The sequence below is a fragment of the Erwinia oleae genome (assembly GCF_000770305.1).
Taxonomy (GTDB): Bacteria; Pseudomonadota; Gammaproteobacteria; order Enterobacterales; family Enterobacteriaceae; genus Erwinia; species Erwinia oleae.
In genome coordinates, this window is sequence record NZ_JNVB01000034.1 from 1 (window position 1) to 17,983 (window position 17,983).

General features: G+C 49.7%; 18 protein-coding genes and 1 pseudogene. 16 read left to right on the top strand and 3 right to left on the bottom strand.

Translation table 11 applies throughout. The features are described 5' to 3' along the window. Position 1: 1 nt before the first annotated feature. A complete protein-coding gene (locus GS12_RS12255) occupies positions 2-1,162 on the bottom strand; it encodes an IS30 family transposase (protein ID WP_034947353.1) in 1,161 nt (386 codons plus the stop codon). Between the two features lie 48 nt (positions 1,163-1,210). Here GS12_RS12255 and GS12_RS12260 point away from each other — a divergent pair. Next, positions 1,211-1,552: pseudogene (locus GS12_RS12260) on the top strand (DJ-1/PfpI family protein); the annotation flags it as partial. 214 nt (positions 1,553-1,766) lie between these two features. Here the strand turns inward: GS12_RS12260 and GS12_RS23005 are convergent. Then, a complete protein-coding gene (locus GS12_RS23005) occupies positions 1,767-2,561 on the bottom strand; it encodes a LysR family transcriptional regulator (RefSeq protein ID WP_052118442.1) in 795 nt (264 codons plus the stop codon). Between the two features lie 750 nt (positions 2,562-3,311). Between GS12_RS23005 and GS12_RS23340 the strand changes: the two genes are divergently transcribed. Genes GS12_RS23340 through GS12_RS23010 form a run of 3 tightly spaced genes read left to right on the top strand, consistent with a single transcriptional unit; the run spans position 3,312 to position 4,800 of the window. Beyond that, positions 3,312-3,653 (top strand): phage holin family protein, encoded by a 342-nt coding sequence (locus GS12_RS23340; protein ID WP_072016884.1) that lies wholly within the window; start codon positions 3,312-3,314, stop codon positions 3,651-3,653. Next, positions 3,650-4,276, top strand: a complete 627-nt coding sequence (locus GS12_RS12270) for a glycoside hydrolase family 19 protein (RefSeq protein ID WP_034947356.1) — start codon at positions 3,650-3,652, stop codon at positions 4,274-4,276. Before GS12_RS23340 ends, GS12_RS12270 begins: the two co-directional genes overlap by 4 nt. Next, complete coding sequence (locus GS12_RS23010; protein WP_052118443.1) at positions 4,273-4,800, top strand: DUF2514 domain-containing protein; 528 nt, start codon at positions 4,273-4,275, stop codon at positions 4,798-4,800. Before GS12_RS12270 ends, GS12_RS23010 begins: the two co-directional genes overlap by 4 nt. Before the next feature lie 53 nt (positions 4,801-4,853). Here the strand turns inward: GS12_RS23010 and GS12_RS23345 are convergent, their stop codons facing one another. Next, entirely contained in the window at positions 4,854-5,597 is a 744-nt protein-coding gene (locus GS12_RS23345) for an antitermination protein Q (RefSeq protein ID WP_084089692.1), read from the bottom strand. A 450-nt stretch (positions 5,598-6,047) separates the two neighbouring features. Between GS12_RS23345 and GS12_RS12280 the strand changes: the two genes are divergently transcribed. The 12 genes from GS12_RS12280 to GS12_RS12335 all read left to right on the top strand — a co-directional run bounded on the left by GS12_RS12280 (position 6,048) and on the right by GS12_RS12335 (position 17,891). Continuing rightward, on the top strand, positions 6,048-6,497 hold the full coding sequence (locus tag GS12_RS12280) for a phage tail protein (RefSeq protein ID WP_034947359.1): 450 nt from the start codon (positions 6,048-6,050) through the stop codon (positions 6,495-6,497). Positions 6,498-6,518: 21 nt separating this feature from the next. Next, positions 6,519-7,592, top strand: coding sequence for a phage tail sheath family protein (locus GS12_RS12285; RefSeq protein WP_034947362.1), 1,074 nt, complete (start codon positions 6,519-6,521; stop codon positions 7,590-7,592). Positions 7,593-7,632: 40 nt separating this feature from the next. After that, positions 7,633-8,703: a phage tail sheath family protein gene (locus tag GS12_RS12290; RefSeq protein ID WP_034947364.1), complete on the top strand. Its 1,071-nt coding sequence runs from the start codon at positions 7,633-7,635 to the stop codon at positions 8,701-8,703. 10 nt (positions 8,704-8,713) lie between these two features. Next, positions 8,714-10,132, top strand: a complete 1,419-nt coding sequence (locus GS12_RS12295) for a phage tail sheath family protein (RefSeq protein ID WP_034947367.1) — start codon at positions 8,714-8,716, stop codon at positions 10,130-10,132. A gap of 45 nt (positions 10,133-10,177) precedes the next feature. Continuing rightward, positions 10,178-11,413: a phage tail sheath family protein gene (locus tag GS12_RS12300; protein WP_034947370.1), complete on the top strand. Its 1,236-nt coding sequence runs from the start codon at positions 10,178-10,180 to the stop codon at positions 11,411-11,413. Positions 11,414-11,415: 2 nt separating this feature from the next. Next, complete coding sequence (locus GS12_RS12305) at positions 11,416-11,874, top strand: phage tail protein (protein WP_034947373.1); 459 nt, start codon at positions 11,416-11,418, stop codon at positions 11,872-11,874. After that, a complete protein-coding gene (locus GS12_RS12310; protein WP_235421147.1) occupies positions 11,871-12,044 on the top strand; it encodes a DUF5908 family protein in 174 nt (57 codons plus the stop codon). Before GS12_RS12305 ends, GS12_RS12310 begins: the two co-directional genes overlap by 4 nt. Then, positions 12,041-12,733: a CIS tube protein gene (locus GS12_RS12315; protein ID WP_034947377.1), complete on the top strand. Its 693-nt coding sequence runs from the start codon at positions 12,041-12,043 to the stop codon at positions 12,731-12,733. The genes GS12_RS12310 and GS12_RS12315 overlap by 4 nt, the downstream gene beginning before the upstream one ends. Continuing rightward, on the top strand, positions 12,730-14,328 hold the full coding sequence (locus GS12_RS12320; RefSeq protein ID WP_052118444.1) for a phage baseplate assembly protein V: 1,599 nt from the start codon (positions 12,730-12,732) through the stop codon (positions 14,326-14,328). Before GS12_RS12315 ends, GS12_RS12320 begins: the two co-directional genes overlap by 4 nt. Positions 14,329-14,349: 21 nt before the next feature. Continuing rightward, positions 14,350-14,772: a GPW/gp25 family protein gene (locus GS12_RS12325; RefSeq protein ID WP_034947380.1), complete on the top strand. Its 423-nt coding sequence runs from the start codon at positions 14,350-14,352 to the stop codon at positions 14,770-14,772. Beyond that, complete coding sequence (locus tag GS12_RS12330) at positions 14,769-15,188, top strand: hypothetical protein (protein ID WP_034947383.1); 420 nt, start codon at positions 14,769-14,771, stop codon at positions 15,186-15,188. Before GS12_RS12325 ends, GS12_RS12330 begins: the two co-directional genes overlap by 4 nt. Before the next feature lie 72 nt (positions 15,189-15,260). After that, positions 15,261-17,891, top strand: a complete 2,631-nt coding sequence (locus GS12_RS12335; protein ID WP_034947386.1) for a hypothetical protein — start codon at positions 15,261-15,263, stop codon at positions 17,889-17,891. Positions 17,892-17,983: the final 92 nt, after the last annotated feature.

Genomic DNA, 17,983 nt, shown 5'->3' on the forward strand with positions numbered 1-17,983 from the left:
TTCAACTGATGGACGCAACACACTTATTGAACCGTTCTGCGGGTGATTCATAGTCTAGCGTTTTTCTCGGTCTTTCGTTGAGCTGTCTGGCAACGCTGTTTAGTCTCTGCTGACTGTGAACCGATAAGTCAGTTCCCTTTGGAAAATATTGTCTTAGCAACCTGTTCGTATTTTCATTTGAGCCACGTTGCCAGGGAGATTGAGGATCACAGAAGTAAATCTGGATGTCTGTTGCTACAGTAAACCGGGTGTGGCTGGTCATTTCAGCTCCCCGATCCCAGGTTAATGTTTTATATAGCTCAACAGGTAATTCCCGGGCTTGTCTGATGAGTGCAGATATAACCGTTATGGTCTTGTTGTCCCTGATTTTGGCTAACATAACAAAGCGGGAATGGCGTTCTACGAGGGTGATAATATAGGAGTTTTTCGAGCCCTGGATCAGATCACCTTCCCAGTGACCAGGGATGGCTCTGTCTGAGGCTTCCGGTGGCCTTTCGCTGATAGGTATCGCATTCGGGATTTTCCCTAACCCTTTCCCTTTAAGTGATGACGTTCGGGATCTACGAACCGCTCTTCCGCTTCTGAGGCATTGCTGCAGCTCTTTTTTTAATGCCCCCCGGGTTTGTATAAAAAGCGTTTTATAAATCGTTTCGTGTGACACATGCATTTCCTGATTATCCGGATAACAGCGTTTCAGCCAACCGGCGATCTGTTCCGGCGACCAGTCCTGATGCATCTTCTCTGCAATGATTTTACACAATGTGGGGCTTTCAATTAGCTTGCAAGGTTTTGGTCTCAGAGCATTTTCCCACGCAGCAGTATCGGCTTTTGCTGCACGGTATTGCTTGGCACCTCCGTGCCTCCTGACCTCGCGGCTAATCGTTGAGGGTGCTCTTGATAAGTTGGCAGCAATGTCCCTGATACTGAGTTTTGCTACCAGTCCTCTGGAGATCTCCTCTCTTTCATCAAGCGTAAGCGCTAATCGATGCCGCTTTCGAACGGGAGGACGGTAGCCCCCTGTCTGGTGGATTGTGGGCATGATGGAAGAATGAAATCTGTCGAACATTCTGGCGATATCATGCAGAGAATCACCTTGCTTATATCTGTCCCAGATAATCGCCTTCTGCTCTGGCGTGTAGTTAATCCGAGTTCTTCGTTTCATGACAACGTCCCCCCTTGATTAAGGATAGCGTTGCATCGAGCCATTGAACTCACAGTGGAAACCGTTCGCCAGTTTCATCAATCGGGCCGTATCGTTGCCGCCATTTGCGCCGCGGCGGGAACGGTGCTGGAGCCGCACGATCTTTTCCCGGTAGGGAATATGACCGGTTTTCCGGGGTTGAAAGAGACCATTGCGGAAGAAAAATGGCAGGACAAACGCGTAGTGTGGGATCGTCGCGTCAATTTGCTTACCAGCCAGGGGCCCGGCACGGCCATGGATTTCGCGCTTAAGCTGATTGACCTTCTGGCGGGTAAAGCGAAGGCGCATGAAGTAGCGCAACAGCTGGTGCTGGCGGCCGGTATTTATGATTATCGCGACCAGGAAGAGTAGTACTCCGGCCAACTTACCAGACATAAACACTTTATGGATTGATTATTCTTCCACCATAAAGCGCCTCTTCCTGAGGCGCGGATATACCCATGCAGAAACATGGGATGGAATTTATTTTTTCTGCCCTCAACATGCCATTATACGGCTCACTTTCTTATCACTTATTCCTGGTCGAAAGCACTCGTAATCATGAAACTTAAATCCTTCATAAACGCTAGTTTTCAAATTCATGTGCAATATAATCAATCATAGCTTCTGCGTTAGTCATTCTTCTTATATGATTGAAATAAACATAAAGCGACAAAGAAAAAGTGAAAGGCAAAATAGTTTCTGTCGCCGGATGAACCAATTCAGTGTTGAGCATAATACATTCCCCCATATTAAATCTTTGCATTTGTAAAAAGGTGTTATCAACCTGCGTGACTTTACCCGTAAATCCCTCATTTCTTAGGGTAAGCATAATCCCCTGAAACTCGTCGGTTGCTAATAAAGCATGCTCCACAATTAAGTCCAGCTCTTTCCATTTAGAAAGCGATCGTGGTATACAGCATAAAAAACAAGGAAGTACAAAATGATGCAAAACAAAATCACCTGTACTCTCTACCTGACAAAACGACATAAAAATGTCGTCCTCACTATAAATTGTTTCTGAAAACTTAATAACAGGAAGCAATGTCATTTCTTTTAAGAAAGCCTCCATCACACTTCCAAAAAAATTAGAGTAAGTAAACGAAGAAGAGATTGTAAAAATATGCTTTTTGTTTTCGTTAAGAATTTCGTTAAGTAGCGCATAATGCGGCACTAGTTTTTTATAGAGCGTTTCAGCCTCCGGCGTGGGTGTAGCCTTATTCCTCTCAATAACAAAAAGTTTGACCCCCAGCCACTCTTCTGTATTTTTAAGCATCCTTGACACAGGAGGAACAGTTAAACAAAGTTGATCTGCGGCTTGCTTGAGATTTTTATGGCGATAGAGCGTTATAAACACCTGCATTGATTTACTTATAAACATATGCATGCCCCTTTGTGGTAAGAAATGCTCTTTAAGCTATAACATTCGCATAAGTGATAAAAATTTAGGCTATAATTCAGATTAACATCTCGTAGTCATATTACTATATTCACCGTCATTCACCGCCTGACATTTCTCATTAAAACCAATCAACAGGACTATTTAAATTCCCGTTTCCGTAATGCATTCCGTAACGATGTCTGGCGAATTCCAACATTAAGGAGAATTATGGATTGCATCCATAATTAATACATATAATTTATGATTTCTAAAAAAGATTTTTTGATGACGCTTTACTAAGGGACTGGGAATAGTAGATCAAAAAAAGCGCAAACATAGCCTTTCCCATTGAAAAAAAAGAAAAAAAGTCAAATAATTCAAAAAAAAAGCGCAATCAACTCCACACTAAGAAATATCTGACTTTGACTATCATACTTATAATGATTTACCAACTTAAATCTTTAATAGATAAAAAACCTGTACAATTAAATTATACAAAAGCCTTATACAACAAAGAGAATCTATACATGACATTTTTTAATTGTTTTTGTTTCTTAAAAGCCAAAAAACAATACCTCTCTATTTATAAAAAATGAATGGATACCACTATAATAAGACAAGTAATGAATACCTTCCAGGCAGTGACGCTATAATACTTATCCATCTCAGGCATTGACCTATGACATCGTTAATCTCCATGTGAATAATTACGCATCACTTTTAAAAATCAATACATATTTCGAGGAGCCGATGGATATTGCGCACGGTGTGATAGAACAATCAACAAGATGGGTTGCTGCATATCTTCCGTCAGTTTATGCAGGCGTATGTGCTTTCTGTATATCTGCGCTTATCGATATTCGTTTAAAGCAAACAACGTTAAAAGTTGCTACTGGCGCCATGATATGTGGAATTTCTGCCCTTGCAACGTCTTCCCTTCTTGAATACTTAGGATTGCCCGGTAATTCAGGTGCTTTTGTGGGTGCATTGTTAGGTTTTGTTGGTGCCGATCATCTTCGTGATATCGCCATATCGTTAATTACCCGAAGAACAGGCCTGCTCAGTGACAAAGATACGAGGAATAAAAAATGAATCTATTGAATTTCGCTGAAGCTGCACGTCTCAATCATTCCCTCAGCAATCGCTGGTACCGCCCGTTGGATAGAGCAATGCAGGAATTTTTTATTTCTACGCCACAGGATCAAGCGATGTTTCTTGCTCAGGTTGGCCATGAATCATCTGGTTTTACCCGTCTGATTGAGAGTTTTAACTACAGCGTTGCCGGATTGAGTGAATTTGTACGTAGCGGAAGAATCACACAAAAACAGGCAAATAGGTTGGGGAGGCATTCAGATGAACCCGCGCTACCCTTTAAACGTCAGCAGGCAATTGCAAATACGGTTTACGCTGACCGCTACGGTAATAATGAACTGATGGATGGCTGGAATTATCGGGGGCGTGGATTGATTCAAATCACTTTTAAAGATAATTATCATCATTGTGGTGACGCGTTAGATATTGACCTTGTCCATCATCCGGATTTACTCGAACAAGATGAAGCTGCCGCGCGCTCTGCTGCCTGGTATTTTACTTCGCATGGGTGCCTTGATTATTCTGGTGATATAACCAGGATAACACAAATTATTAACGGCGGTCTTAATGGCATCGATGAACGGATATGCCGTTATTCTAAGGCGCTGGAGATATTAGCATGATAAACATAGTGAAAATTTTACTTCACTACTGGAAGTTTTTTTCTGTGGTCAGCATTTTCTTACTCATTCTCTCTGCTGTTTATCGTACAGGTTTTGCTGTATCTGAATCACGTTGGGCTGAAAAATGGCAAAAAAGGGACATAGAGGATGCGCAAAATCGAAGTAAAGATGAGATCGCTAAGCGGGAAGAGGAGCACGATCGTCAAATACTTATCGACCAGGTAAACCATCATGCACAAAAACAACTTGAAACTGCTCATGCTGAAGCCACTGCTGCTCACTCTTCTGCTGACAAATTGCAGCGCACCATTGAGAAATTACGTCAACAGACCCTCACAGACAGCGGCCGCAAGGATGCCGACACTTCCGGAACACGCGCGGCAGAAACCCGTTCCACCATTTTGCTTACCAAGCTGCTCGCAGAATCTGTCGAGCGTAATCGACAGCTGGCAGGCTATGCTGACCAGGCACGCGTCAACGGTACAACCTGCGAAAAAGCCTGGGACGAGGTGATGGGAAATTGAAGGTGGCTGGGTTGGTGACATAGCAGCCGTTTCAACGCATTAGTCGCGCGATGTTATTGCGATGTCACGTCATGAAAAATTTTTTTTGCCTTTTCTTCTTCAATATAACAATGCGTAATCAGGGACTGATAAAACGGCTTCCAGTTACGACTCCAGGTTCTCTGATTTAAATCAGGTAATATAGTGAGTACCGCCTGATAAATAACCGTGGAGGGGAGTGATGCATAACCTTTCCCTGCACAACGCTCACATTTTTTATAAAAAATTACACCACGCTCCCGGGTTTTTTTACGATCCTGAATTTCACCTCTGCCACCACATCGACAACGGGCGTGAATTTCACCTTTGCCGTGACAACTCTGACATAGCTGCGGAAAAGATTTTGCCCCCGGTTTTTCAGTCTGTTCTGTATCAGGTGGGTTTACCATACCCTTGCCAGAACAATCATGACAGATAATGCGCGTCGCAGGGGTACGGCAATACTCATAAAAAGCATATTCCGCTAACACTGCCATACATCTATCTATATGGCACCCTGAAGCCTTTTGAACCGTTTCCGGCGCATATTGTCTGATAAATTTCATCAGTTCGTTGATGGCTCGTTCCGCATCAGATGCATTACCTTGCATTTTAGCGAGGAGTGCATTGAGTCCAAGGCGGCTCCTTGTCGACGTCAGGCTTAACGCCATTATCACATCCGCAGTAGTGAATTTATCCGGTGATGTATCTTTGGCATTATTAATCAGATTAATACTTTGAGGCGATAGCATTTTTAAGGCATTTTCAAGATTCATCATCTTCTCCAATGTAGCTAAAGCAGCTAAACACACAATTTAAATAAAACTGAATTAACGTTACACTACCCTTAAAGAATCTCACAGTTTCCTTCACATGCCGACTTCCTTTTTTCATTGTATAAGCATCAGAAATTGAATTGATATTCATAACATCCTTCTTGACGTTGTCCACACCTGTCATCTACATTTCCAATAGTGCAAAAAGTTTCTCAGCCCTACACACAGCAACCTTATTATTAAATCAATTACCCCCGACTATCCCTGTCCTTTGCAGTGGTTTTGAAAAAATACTTCATTACATTTCGCTCGTTATTTGATAAATACACCGCGTTTTTACTCTTAGAAAAATAGCTATTACGTTAATGCAGGAAGAAAGCACTCTTGCATTACTTAATAGGGCCCTCAACCAGTTGATGTACTATCCCGTAAACAACCTGAGAGAACATAATCATGGCTATGACTCCTGAAGAAATTGCAGTGCAGTATCCTATTCCTACCTACCGTTTTGTAGTTACGCTTGGTGATGAACAAGTGCCATTTACCAGCGCATCCGGGCTTGATATTACTTACGATACGGTAGAGTACCGTGATGGCACAGGCAACTGGTACAAAATGCCGGGACAGCGTCAGGCGATTAATATCACACTGAGTAAAGGTGTTTTTCCGGGTAAAAATGCGCTATATGACTGGATTAATTCTATTCAACTTAATCAGGTAGAGAAAAAAGATATTATTATTAGTCTGACCAACGATGCCGGCACGGAAGTATTGCTCAGTTGGACGGTGGCTAATGCATTCCCAACTTCTCTCAGCTCCCCTTCTTTTGATGCTTCCAGCAATGAAATTGCGGTGCAGGAACTCAGTCTGATGGCTGACCGGGTAACAATTCAGGCTGCGTAGCAGCCAGAGGAGTGCACCATTATGACGATTGAAACAGCCTGGCCGGATATTTATCTTACTGAAGACAGCGCACTCAATATTTCGGTTGATCAGTCACCTACAGCGGTTACTGCTTTTACGTTTCGCAGGACGTCCGGAGAAGCTGTCCCCCTGAATGCATCCTGCCGCGTCAATTCACTGCGGGAGTTTACGCAGGCAATGGATCCCAACGCGAAAGGAAATTATTTTAACAGTCTGAAATACGCGTTTATGCAGGGCGGCGGTCCTTGCTATCTGATTCATAAAGATGAGGTTGCTGAGGAAATTGGCAAATACGATGATATTACCCTGGTGGTGACGGCAGGGATCGAAAGCGATATTTTCCCCTGGGTTGAGGAGATGAGCCAACGCAGCACTCCCGTTTTTACACTGTTGAATGCCCCAAAGAATAAGATCAGCACCAACCCCGCTGAGGTGATGAAGGATTATCCCGCCGTGACTCAGGCAGCAGCCTTTCATCCCTGGATAAATGTAAACGGTATTGATGGATTGATTCCACCCAGCGTAGCGGCGGCCGTCGCCATTGCGCAAACCGATCGTATTCGTGGCGTCCGGAAAGCGCCAGCCAACGTCATACTGAATGGCGCGATACCTGCCTTTGGTATTACTGATGATCTGCAAGAACAGTTTAATAGTGGCAAAGCGCTGAATATTATTCGCGAATTTTCCGACGAAGGAACAAGAGTATGGGGCGCACGAACATTGGATGATTACGGTGACTGGCGATATATCGCTGTACGCCGCCTGTTTAACAGCATTGCTCGTGATGTAAAACGTGCTCTACGCAGCCTGTTATTTATGCCGAACAGTTCTTTAGTCTGGATAAGGGTAAAAGCTGCCGTCGACAATTACCTCGACGCTCTGTGGCGATGCGGAGCCTTAGCTGGTAGCACGCCGAAGACGAGTTATTTTGTCGAAATTGGCAAGGATCTAACCATGACTACTGAGGATATTAATCAGGTGAGAATGAGTGTGAACGTCGGCATCGCGCCAGTCAGACCCGCAGAGTTTATTGTTTTATCGTTGACTCATCAGATTAATAACCAGATGGCCTGAAACCTACGTTTCTCAATATTATTTTATTGCAGGAGTATTTATGGCTACTGTCACTGCCTATCCTGGTATTTACACTGAAGAATCAACCAGCCTGAATTTTTCAGTTACCGCCAGCCCCACCGCCGTACCAGCATTCCTTTTTACCCGTAGCGGCGCAGGAAATATCACTCAACCCTTTAATCGTTTTGATTCCTGGGCAGAATACAAAGCCATCAACGCTGAAGGACATACCAATGAAATTTTTTATAACGTCCTGCGTTACTGGTTCAGTCAGGGGGGGGGCCGCTGTTATCTGATCGATTATGCCAGCTATGCGAATTATCTGGATAAATACGATGATATTACGTTAGTTGTGGCCTGTGGCCGAACGAACAATCTTATCAATAATCTTTCGGCCGCCGCAGGTACGGCTGGACAACGCTTTGTGTTACTCGATGGCCCGGAAGAGGCTATTAATAGCGACGATCTCCCCACTGCGTTGGCTGATTTCCCTGATTCTCCCTACGCCGCCATATGGTATCCCTGGCTGAAGACCAGTTGGGGTACGGTTTCTCTCCCGCCCAGCGTAGCGGCTGCGGTCGCTATTTCACAAACCGATCGCCTGCGTGGCGTCTGGAAGTCACCCGCAAATGTAATCCTTAATAACGTCACGCCGCTTTATAACGTGTCTGATGATTTTCAGGGAGCGGCGAACGCGATTAAAGGCATAAATGTTTTCCGCACTTTTATCGCAGGTAATACTGTCGCCTGGGGTGCCCGCACGCTGGATAGCTCTGACAACTGGCGCTACATCGCGGTTCGACGCCTGTTCAGCCGGGTTGAAACCGATATCAGTCGCGCTCTGCGCATCGTAATGTTTGAACCTAATTCACAACCCACCTGGCAACGGGTTCGGGCCGTTGTTGACTCCTATCTCCACGGACTATGGCAACAGGGCGCATTAATGGGAAACAGGCCGGAGGACGCCTGGTTTGTGCAAATTGGTAAAGACATCACCATGACCGATGAGGATATCAGCCAGGGAAAAATGATCGTCAAGGTTGGTCTGGCGGCATCGCGTCCGGCCGAATTCATCATCCTGCAATTCAGCCAGTCAATTAATCTACTCTGAGGTATATAGCATGACTACAGTGACCACCGCGCCCGGCATCTATGTTGAAGAAGATGCCACACCAGCAATTTCTGTTAGCGCCACCGCCACCGCCGTCCCGCTATTTATCGGTAGCTTTACGCCGGTGGATAGTGGAAATACCGATAAAATTATTCGGGTCAGCAGTTGGCTTGATTTTACGACCAAATTCCTTGCTCAGATCTCGGCTAACATTACGATTACTTCCACGGCTCCCACTCCACCCGCTCAGGAAGATGTCACCACCGATCTTAGTTCTGATGATAACGCGTCAACGTCGGACGTCGTCCCACGTAAAGCAAAAACCAAAGCGAAAACTAAGACGGCGCGTGCGCTCACAGAGGGGGAGTACAGCTATGCAATCAACACGGTCAGTACCAGCCTTTCCGCATGGCGCAACCTTCAGCTCTATTTCCAAAACGGCGGAGGTGCCTGCTATATCTGTGCAACAACCGATTCAACGGATTTGACAACACTGACCGGTCTGGTTGCGGAAACACCTGCTGCCACCCTGCTGGTTTGCGCAGATGCGGACGTGGACGTCAGGGAAAAAGTTTACGGTAGTCTGTCATCATTGGTGAGTGAAGGCAGCACCGCAGGCGTATTTCTGCTTGCCGACAGCAATGATGGCAAAACGGTATCGGGCATCAGTCAGTCTTCACACGTTGCCGCCTATTATCCCTCGCTGGTGGTGTCAACAACATTGTTAACAGGAAGCGAGGTGCTGGTGAGCGGCTACGCCGATGCCGATACCGAAGAAACTGATCTGACCCTCGCTGAAGTAAAAAGCCGCAACCCTGTACTTGCCGCACAAATTACCAGCCGACTGAATAGCGATTCTGCTAATACGCTGACGGCGCCAGCAAGCGTGGCGGTGGCGGGCGTCTGGTGCGCCAACGACAACACGCGTGGCGTATGGAAGGCACCCGCCAACGTGGTACTGAACGGCATTTCCGATCTGAGCGTTCAGGTAACCGATGATGCGCAGGGTGCGATGAATGAAGCCGGCATCAACGTTATTCGTTATTTCAGCGATCGCGGCTACGTCGTTTGGGGCGCGCGCACGCTCGAAAATGACGATAACTGGCGCTACATCCCTGTTCGCCGGTTGTTCGATGCGGCCGAGCGTGACATTAAAAAAGCACTCCGCCCGATGGTTTTTGAAACGAACAATCAGCCAACCTGGCAGCGTGTTTATACCGCCGTCGATAATTATCTTTATAGTCTGTGGCAGAAAGGTGCGCTGGCGGGCAACAAACCGGCTGACGCCTGGTTTGTGCAAATTGGCAAAGACATCACCATGACCGACGCTGATATTAATCAGGGAAAAATGATTGTGGTGGTGGGAATGGCGGCGGTGCGTCCAGCCGAGTTTATCATTCTGCAATTTACACAAAACATGTCGTCATAATACAGCCATGGGCCGGTTAACCGGCCCATGGGCGGGAGTATCACTATGGCTATGGTCTTGCCCGGCGTCGCGCTAAGCGACAGCATTTTAACGCCTCTTATTAATGAAAACACCGTCGCCACACCGCTTTTTATGGGTTTCACCCCCACCGAACTCACACCACCGCTACGGCAAGTCACCTCACTGACTGAAGCCGCCGAGGCTTTGGGTGACAGCGGCATCCTCTATCATTCTCTGCGTCATTTTTTCGATAATGGCGGTTTTAACTGTTTTGTTCTTTCCCTGGGGATGATTGATGAAGTTGATCCCGTCGCTGCCCTGAACTCTGCACTTCAGAATCCGCAGCTAGCTGAAATAATTACTGCTGAACCGACGGTTTCGCTACTGGCAATACCTGAAATTCGTAGCCTCAACGTTAAGCCGGGTGACGGCAATGACGATGACGATAAACCCGGCACTTTCGTTGATGATTTACTGTTCTGGCAACAAAGCTGGCAGGCTTTGCTGCTGCTTTGCCAGCGGTGTGGCAATCTCTTTGCCCTGCTGGATACGCCCGACGATCCCACTCTTCTTCATCAGCTTTGCACCTCGTTTTCTGCCAGCAACCTGCAAGATGCGGCCGCCTGGTGGCCAGCGCTACAGACGCAATATCACGATGATGTTGCGGATGACGGCTCTTTCATGGTGCTGAGCCCGGTCGCCGCCGTTGCCGCTGCGATTCAGTGCAACGATCGGCAAAATGGTATCTGGTGCGCCCCGGCAAACATAGCGCTGGCAAAGGTAGTGCGTCCGACCCTGACGCCTGTTGACGGCCAGATGCTGTTAAACGACGACGGTATCCCGCTCAATCTCATTCGCAGCTTTCCGGGTAAAGGCGTTCGCCTGTGGGGTTGCCGCACCTTACTCAATGACAGCGGCTCGCCCTGGCGCTATATCCAAACGCGTCTGCTGGTCAACCGGGTGGAAAAACAGCTTGGCGAACTGGCCCGCGTCTATCTTTTCGAGCCTAACAACGCGTTGACCTGGATGAAGCTTAAAGGTCAGGCGTGGAACTGGCTGCGTCAGCAGTGGCTGGCTGGCGCGTTTTATGGCTCGCGGGAGAGCGATGCCTTCAGCCTCAGCGTCGGTTTGGGTGAAAGTATGACTCAGGAGGATATCATCGCTGGAAAAATGGTGATGAGCGTCAGTCTGGCGCTGCTGGCCCCTGCCGAATTTATCGATATCCGCCTGGTGTTTGATACGCAAAACGGCGCGTTAAACGCCTCAACCGCAGGGGAATAACTATGTCAGACCTATTCGTCCCCGCCACATCTTATCGCTTCATGGTTAACTTTTTGTTTGCCCATATTCCCAGCCCGATGGATATCGCTTTCCAGCGCGTATCCGGCCTGAGCCGCGAACTTCAGGTTACTCAGCACAGTGAAGGCGGCGAAAATGCCCGCAATATCTGGCTGGCGGAAAAAATCCAGCACGGCTCGATTGTGCTAGAGCGCGGCGTAATGGCGGTAACGCCATTAACGTTTCAGTTCGATCGCGTGCTGCGCGGTGAGCAGCCTGCCTGGGCCGACGTGGTCATCATGCTATTGGGCGAGCGAAACCTGCCGGTGACCACCTGGACGCTCAGCAATGCGTTGCCCGTGCGCTGGCAAACCGGTGACATGGACGCCAACGGATCCGGCGTGATGATCAACACGCTGGAGCTGCGCTATCAGGATATGCGGTTACTGGGAGTGAAAGCATGACGATTGAAATTAAAGAGTTAATTATTGAGGCCAGCGTAACCGGTGAAACGACCTCGCAGCCTCTCTCGGGTCGCCAACAGCATCAGCAGCAACAAAATGAAAGACGCCTGATTGAAAAAATTAAGCAGGAAGTGCTCGATGCCCTGCGTGAATACCGGGAGCCGCTATGAGCCTGATTGAACGAGGTTTATCAAAACTTACCCTCAGCGCCTGGAAAGACCGGGAAGGCACAATCTCCGCTGGCAGTCTGAGCGCCATGTATAATCCGGACTCGTTGCAAATTGACTATCAGTCGCGCTTTGACACCACCGACGCCATTAATAAAACCACCCAAAGTAAGCGCTATGTCATCGCTGAACCGGCGGGCCTGACGCTAAACCTGCTGTATGACGCCATGATGCCCGGCAACACCACGCCGATTGAAAGCCAGCTCGCCGCGCTGAAAGCCCTGTGTGCGGTCGACGCGGCAACCGATGCGCCCTATTTCCTGAAAATCAACTGGGGAAAAATGCGCTGGGAGAACCGTGGTTATTTTGCCGGACGTGCCAGCGGTTTATCAATTAACTATTCGCTGTTCGATCGCGATGCCACACCGCTGCGCGCCACCGCGCGCCTTTCTCTGGTCGCGGACAGCAGCTTTGTGGTACAGGACGCAGAGCGCCAAATCCAGGCGCCGTCCAGTTCGATTGTCAGCGTGCCTGACTTAGCGACACTTTCGTTGATCGCGGTGAATACTGGTGCCACGCTTGCCAGCGGCATGGACTACCTGAATCTGGCGTGGCAGAACGATATGGATAATCTGGATGATTTTAGCGCCGGTCAGCAAATTACCACCAGCGTCAGCGGGGAAGCAACATGAGCGACCTCGTTTCCCTGACGCTGGACGGCAAAATCTGCCAATCCCTCGCCGTCACCAGCCTGTCTGTAAGCCAGCAGATTAATGAAATTCCTTCTGCCAGGCTGACGCTATCTACATTAAACGATACCGGCAGCGGTATCGACAGCGACACACAGCTGGAGCTGACCCGCTGTCGACCAGGCCATGCACTGGCTATTACCGTGGACGAACACCTGTTATTTAGCGGCAGCGTGATCCGCCAGAAGATCAATCTGAGCGGAAAAAATGTGTTTATCAACCTTGAGGCACGCCACGTTTTGCAAAACCTGCTGTCGGTCAGCCGCAGCCAGGTTTTTCAAAATATTGACGATGCCGCAATATTACGGCGCTTGTGTAGCGAAGCCGGGATTGAACTTACCCTGGATGGCCCCGAAACGCTCCATGCGCAGCAGGATCAGCTGGTGCAGTTTCGCAGCACCAGTTGGCATTTTTTGCGCTGTCGAATGGTCGCCAATAACTGCTGGCTGCTTCCCGATGCTGCCAGTGGACGTGCGAAAATTACCACGATGGGCGCTGCGCCTCCGTCCGCCCGCGTGCTTACCCGACGCGGTCCCCCTCTGACCTGGGACATTAACGATATCAGTCTCGAATTTGATAACCGCTTTTCACTCGATACGCTCAGCGTGCAGGGATGGGATATTAATGAACAGCAGCTCTCACCGGAACAACGTGCCAGCAGTAGCGCCTGGGGCGGTAAAGACCTGAAGGCGGATGCCGTTGCCACGCCGGATAAACGCCAGTTAAAAATAGCATTCAGCAACGGATCCGAGATGTCCACGTCGACGCTGGCGCTGGCCTGGTTCAATCAGCGGCAAATTGCCAGCGTGCGCGGCACGATTGAAATGAGCGGCAATACGGATTTTCAACCCGGCGAAACGCTTACCCTCAGCGATTTTAATGCCGGACTGGATGGCACGGCAACCATCACCGGTATCCGACATGCGCACGATATTGAGCAAGGCTGGCGAACCTGGTTGATCGTCGGCATGCCGGTGGACAGCCACACCACGGTGCCGCCTGTCCAGGAACTGCACATCGGGATCGTGGCGGACTTCCAGCAGGATCCGGCAAGCCTTGAGCGTATACCGCTGAACGTACCTGCACTGAGCCTCACAGGCGGCGTACTGTTTGCCCGTCTGGGTAAACCCTACGCCAGCAGGCAAAGCGGCTTTTGCTTCTATCCCGAAGCGGGAGACGAAGTCATCGTCGGCTTCTTTGAAAGCGATCCGCGCTATCCGGTTATTTTAGGTGCCATGCACAATCCGAAAAATCATTCTCCCTTCCCGCCTGACGACCAGAACCAACGCAAAGCCCTGGTGGTTAACGTCGACGGAAAAGTGGAGCAGCTGGTTATTGATAGCGCGGAAAACACCGTTGCGCTTTCGGCAGGCGAGAACAGCTTTATGCTGCAAAATGAGAAAGATATCACCCTCTCCGGCCAGCATAACCTGACGATAAAAGCGGTAAATATTACTCAACAGGCCAGCAGCGCACTTTCAGCATCGGGCGCAAGCAGCGTCGAAATTAAAGGCGCCAGCATTAATCTGACCAAATAATTAATCACGCCCGGAGGCAAAATGGCTGATGACATTTTGATTGAAACGTATGGTCGCAGTTGGGCCTTTCCACCCGATTTCTCAGCGACCCACGGCGTAATCATGGCTGAAGGCGAGGAGGCGGTGCGCCAGAGTCTGATGGTACTGTTCCTGACCGAGCCAGGCGAACGCGTTATGCGCGAAGATTACGGCAGCGGCATGAACGACTTCATGTTTGAAAACATCACCGATGACCTGATGGCCCGTATTCGCAGCCGCATTGAAGAGAGCGTGCTGCGTTACGAACCACGGGCAGATATCACCGCCATCGCACTGGCGCCAGCGCCTGACGACTACAGTCGGCTAAAAGTCCAGATTACCTGGCGGCTGCTCGGCAGCGATATTACGCAAAAGGTTGAAAGCCTGATGCCGATCTATAGCGGACAGTCGCTGAGGTTACGATGAGTGAACTTATCATTATTGATGGCGACGCGCTGACATTCGAGCCCCTTTTTGGCGAGCGGACGGTAACGGTAACCGGCGTCGCTATTATTGCAGGCAGCGGCATGGCCGACATCGAGCACAAAGCCATCTGCATTGTTGGTGATGAAAAAGGCGTGACGGTCAATGCCACCTATACTGCTGGCCCCTATCAGGTTCCGGGCCAGGGCATCATTACTATCGCGCAACTGGCTGCCGATCAGCAGGCGCTGTTTTGCACCGCTGCAACGCCGGTGATTGTGAAAGGCACACAGTTTATTGCGTCGTTTAGGCCTGTGTCACAAGCCAGCTCACCCAATGGCCCGGACAGCAACCTTGCGCCGACGCCGGGCAAGGGACAATTTATACCCCAACAGAACTTCGTCAAGGCAATAAGCTAATCCACCGATCCTGCCGGGAGCGCCTCTACCCGCTGCTTTGCTCCATCATCAGCTCACTCAACAGGTAATGCTATGATCGAACCGGAACAACTCATTTCCGATCTTGCTGCTATTGTGCCAACGTCATCTTTTAAACTGGACGCCCGCACGGCATTTGATCGCTTGCAGTCGCTGAAAATATACACATCGGCTATCCCGTTTACCGGGGAGGAAGCACTTTTTTGGGACACCTTTTGGTTTCTGAATCAGCAAACGCCCGAACGGCTCAGCCAGCTCTATGGCGATCTGTCTACCGCTGACGGCAATCTCGCGCCGCACCAGGCATTTTTGCTGGCGGTACTGCAATTGCTGGAAACGCCAACGGCACTATTAAACACCCTGCCCGCGCGTCATCGCTCGCTCTTTTATCACGACCTGTTAGGGCTTCGCGCCCGCGCGCCCGGCGCTGACAGCGTGTTACTCAGCATAGCGTTACGCAACAATGCTTCGCATTTTCTCCTCCCTGCCGGCACGCTGTTTGACGCGGGACAGGACAGCGCGGGCCATGTTCTGCACTATGCCACCGATGCCGATCTGCTGCTCAATCATCAGCAGTTTAGTAAACTCTGCTGGACCCGCTTTGATGAGCTATCGCAGCAGTTACTGCTCTGTACGGCGCTGGATGTTGAAAAAAATATCAAGCTGGCTGAGGCAGGCGTGCGTCTGTTCAGTGAGCTGGATAACGAGCAAGCGTGGGAAAACGAGACGCAACTACAGTTCCACAATTTTGTCCTGCCGCCAGGCAACATTGAGATAGTTCTTAATCAGGATGTACCAGACGCATCATCCCGTGCCGTTGAGCTGCAAATATTGCGTGACGATCAGTGGATTCCGCTCCAGTCTGACTCAGTCAATGCGACATCGCATCGTTTCTCACTGCTTAATCGAAACGAACGCCAGCATGCGCCCCCGCCACAGTTACGTACTATTACCCCGGCGGATGCGCCTCCTCTGACGATAGCATCCGTCACCATTAACGTCAGTGATTCCTTACAGCTGCGCTACAGCACGGAGAACGGTGCAGGAAGGCTTGATCTCTTTAGCTACCCATTTGGCGTTGCGCCCGTGACGGGTTGCGGCTTTGAGATTACGCTCCCTCCCGAACTCTGTACCACTGGCGGTACGCTGATGCTGGAACCCCAGTGGCGCGATCTGCCCGAGCAGGGTTTCCCGACGTGGTATCAGCACTATCCACAGCCGCCTGAAAGTAATGCAGCTTTTTTAGTCCAGGGGTGGCTAATCTCGCCTCAGGGAAGAGTGGTCTGCGGCGAGCCGCAGCCGCTGTTTGGCGGAGATACACAGCCAATCGGGCAGCCGTTGACGTTAATCCTCCCGGCCGGGTGCGATGCCAGCACGCTGCGCATTGAACTGTGTGATAGCGACTTTGCGCATGCGGATTACCAACGCAATCCCGCCGGAAAAAATCCGCCATGGACGCCGCAGGTCAGCCGATTTATCACCCACTTTAGTCTGCAACTTGACGGCAAATATTTTACTCAGAATGCGCTGCGTCAGCCCTTCGCAGAGGCATCCGATCGGCAGGTGTTGTTCCTCGGTTTTACCGACTGCGCGCCTGGCGACACGCTGTCACTCTACTGGTCGCTGGATGCACCAACGCCTTTGCCCATGAACTGGTTTTATTACAGCGATACCCAACGCTGGCTGCCGATGGATGCGGCGATCGATGATGCCACCGGACAGCTTTTCAACAGCGGCCTGTGGCGGGCTATTCTGCCGGAGGATATCGGCACAGATAGCGAACTGTTTCCCGGAGAAGGCTACTGGATCAAAGGCGTCCCCCTCGATGAAATCGCAGTGGAAGAAACACCACGGCTGGAGTCAGTCATTGCCAGTGCGGTGACAGCCACGCTGATTAACAGCAATGATATCGCGGCCGATCACTTCATTCAGCCATTAGCAGCAAACAGCATCAGTCAGCTGGTGCTGCCAAACGCCGCCATCAGTTCCGTTTCACAGCCGTTGCAAAGCTGGAATGGCGTACTCGAAGAGAGTGAAGACGACTTTTACGCACGCGCGGCAAAAAGACTTGCCCACCGTCACCGCGCCGTGACCTGGGGAGATATGCGCACGCTGCTTATCGACCAGTATCCGCAAATTATGGATGTCAAAACGCCCTCCGCAGAACGTCTGACGCGCATTCCTGCACCGGAAAGACAACAGTTGGTCATTATTCCTGACAATCGCTATCCCGATAATGATGACGCGTTACGACCTCAGCTAAGCAACGGCAGGCTGGCCGAAATGGAGCAATGGCTGAGCCAGATAGCCTCGCCGTGGGCGTCGCCGCAGATTATCAACCCTGTATACATCGACGTGATAGCCGATTACACAGTGCTGTTTCAGAGCGGCGTAAATCCTGACTATGGATATAGCCAGTTGGCGCAGCTGCTGGAAAAAAAATTCACCCCGTGGTCAAGCGATCTACAGCAGGGCGTGAAGCCGGGCAATAAGGTGGATTATTACCAACTGCTGGCAACGTTGCAGAATTCACCGCTGGTCGGGCGGGTACAAACGCTGTCGCTACGCCGTAGTGAAAACGACGAAACGGATCAAACATTGACGGCGGCTGATAACGAGGTGCTGATCCTGCGCTCCGTCTTTAGCAGCCACAGTCAGACGGGAGAAAATAATGTCCAAAACTAACGCGTTGTTCCCTTCGGTAAAAAAAGATATCACCTTTGATGTGCTGTGGGCGCAGACCAGCGCTGTGGTCAACCGGACCGGCAACGTACAGT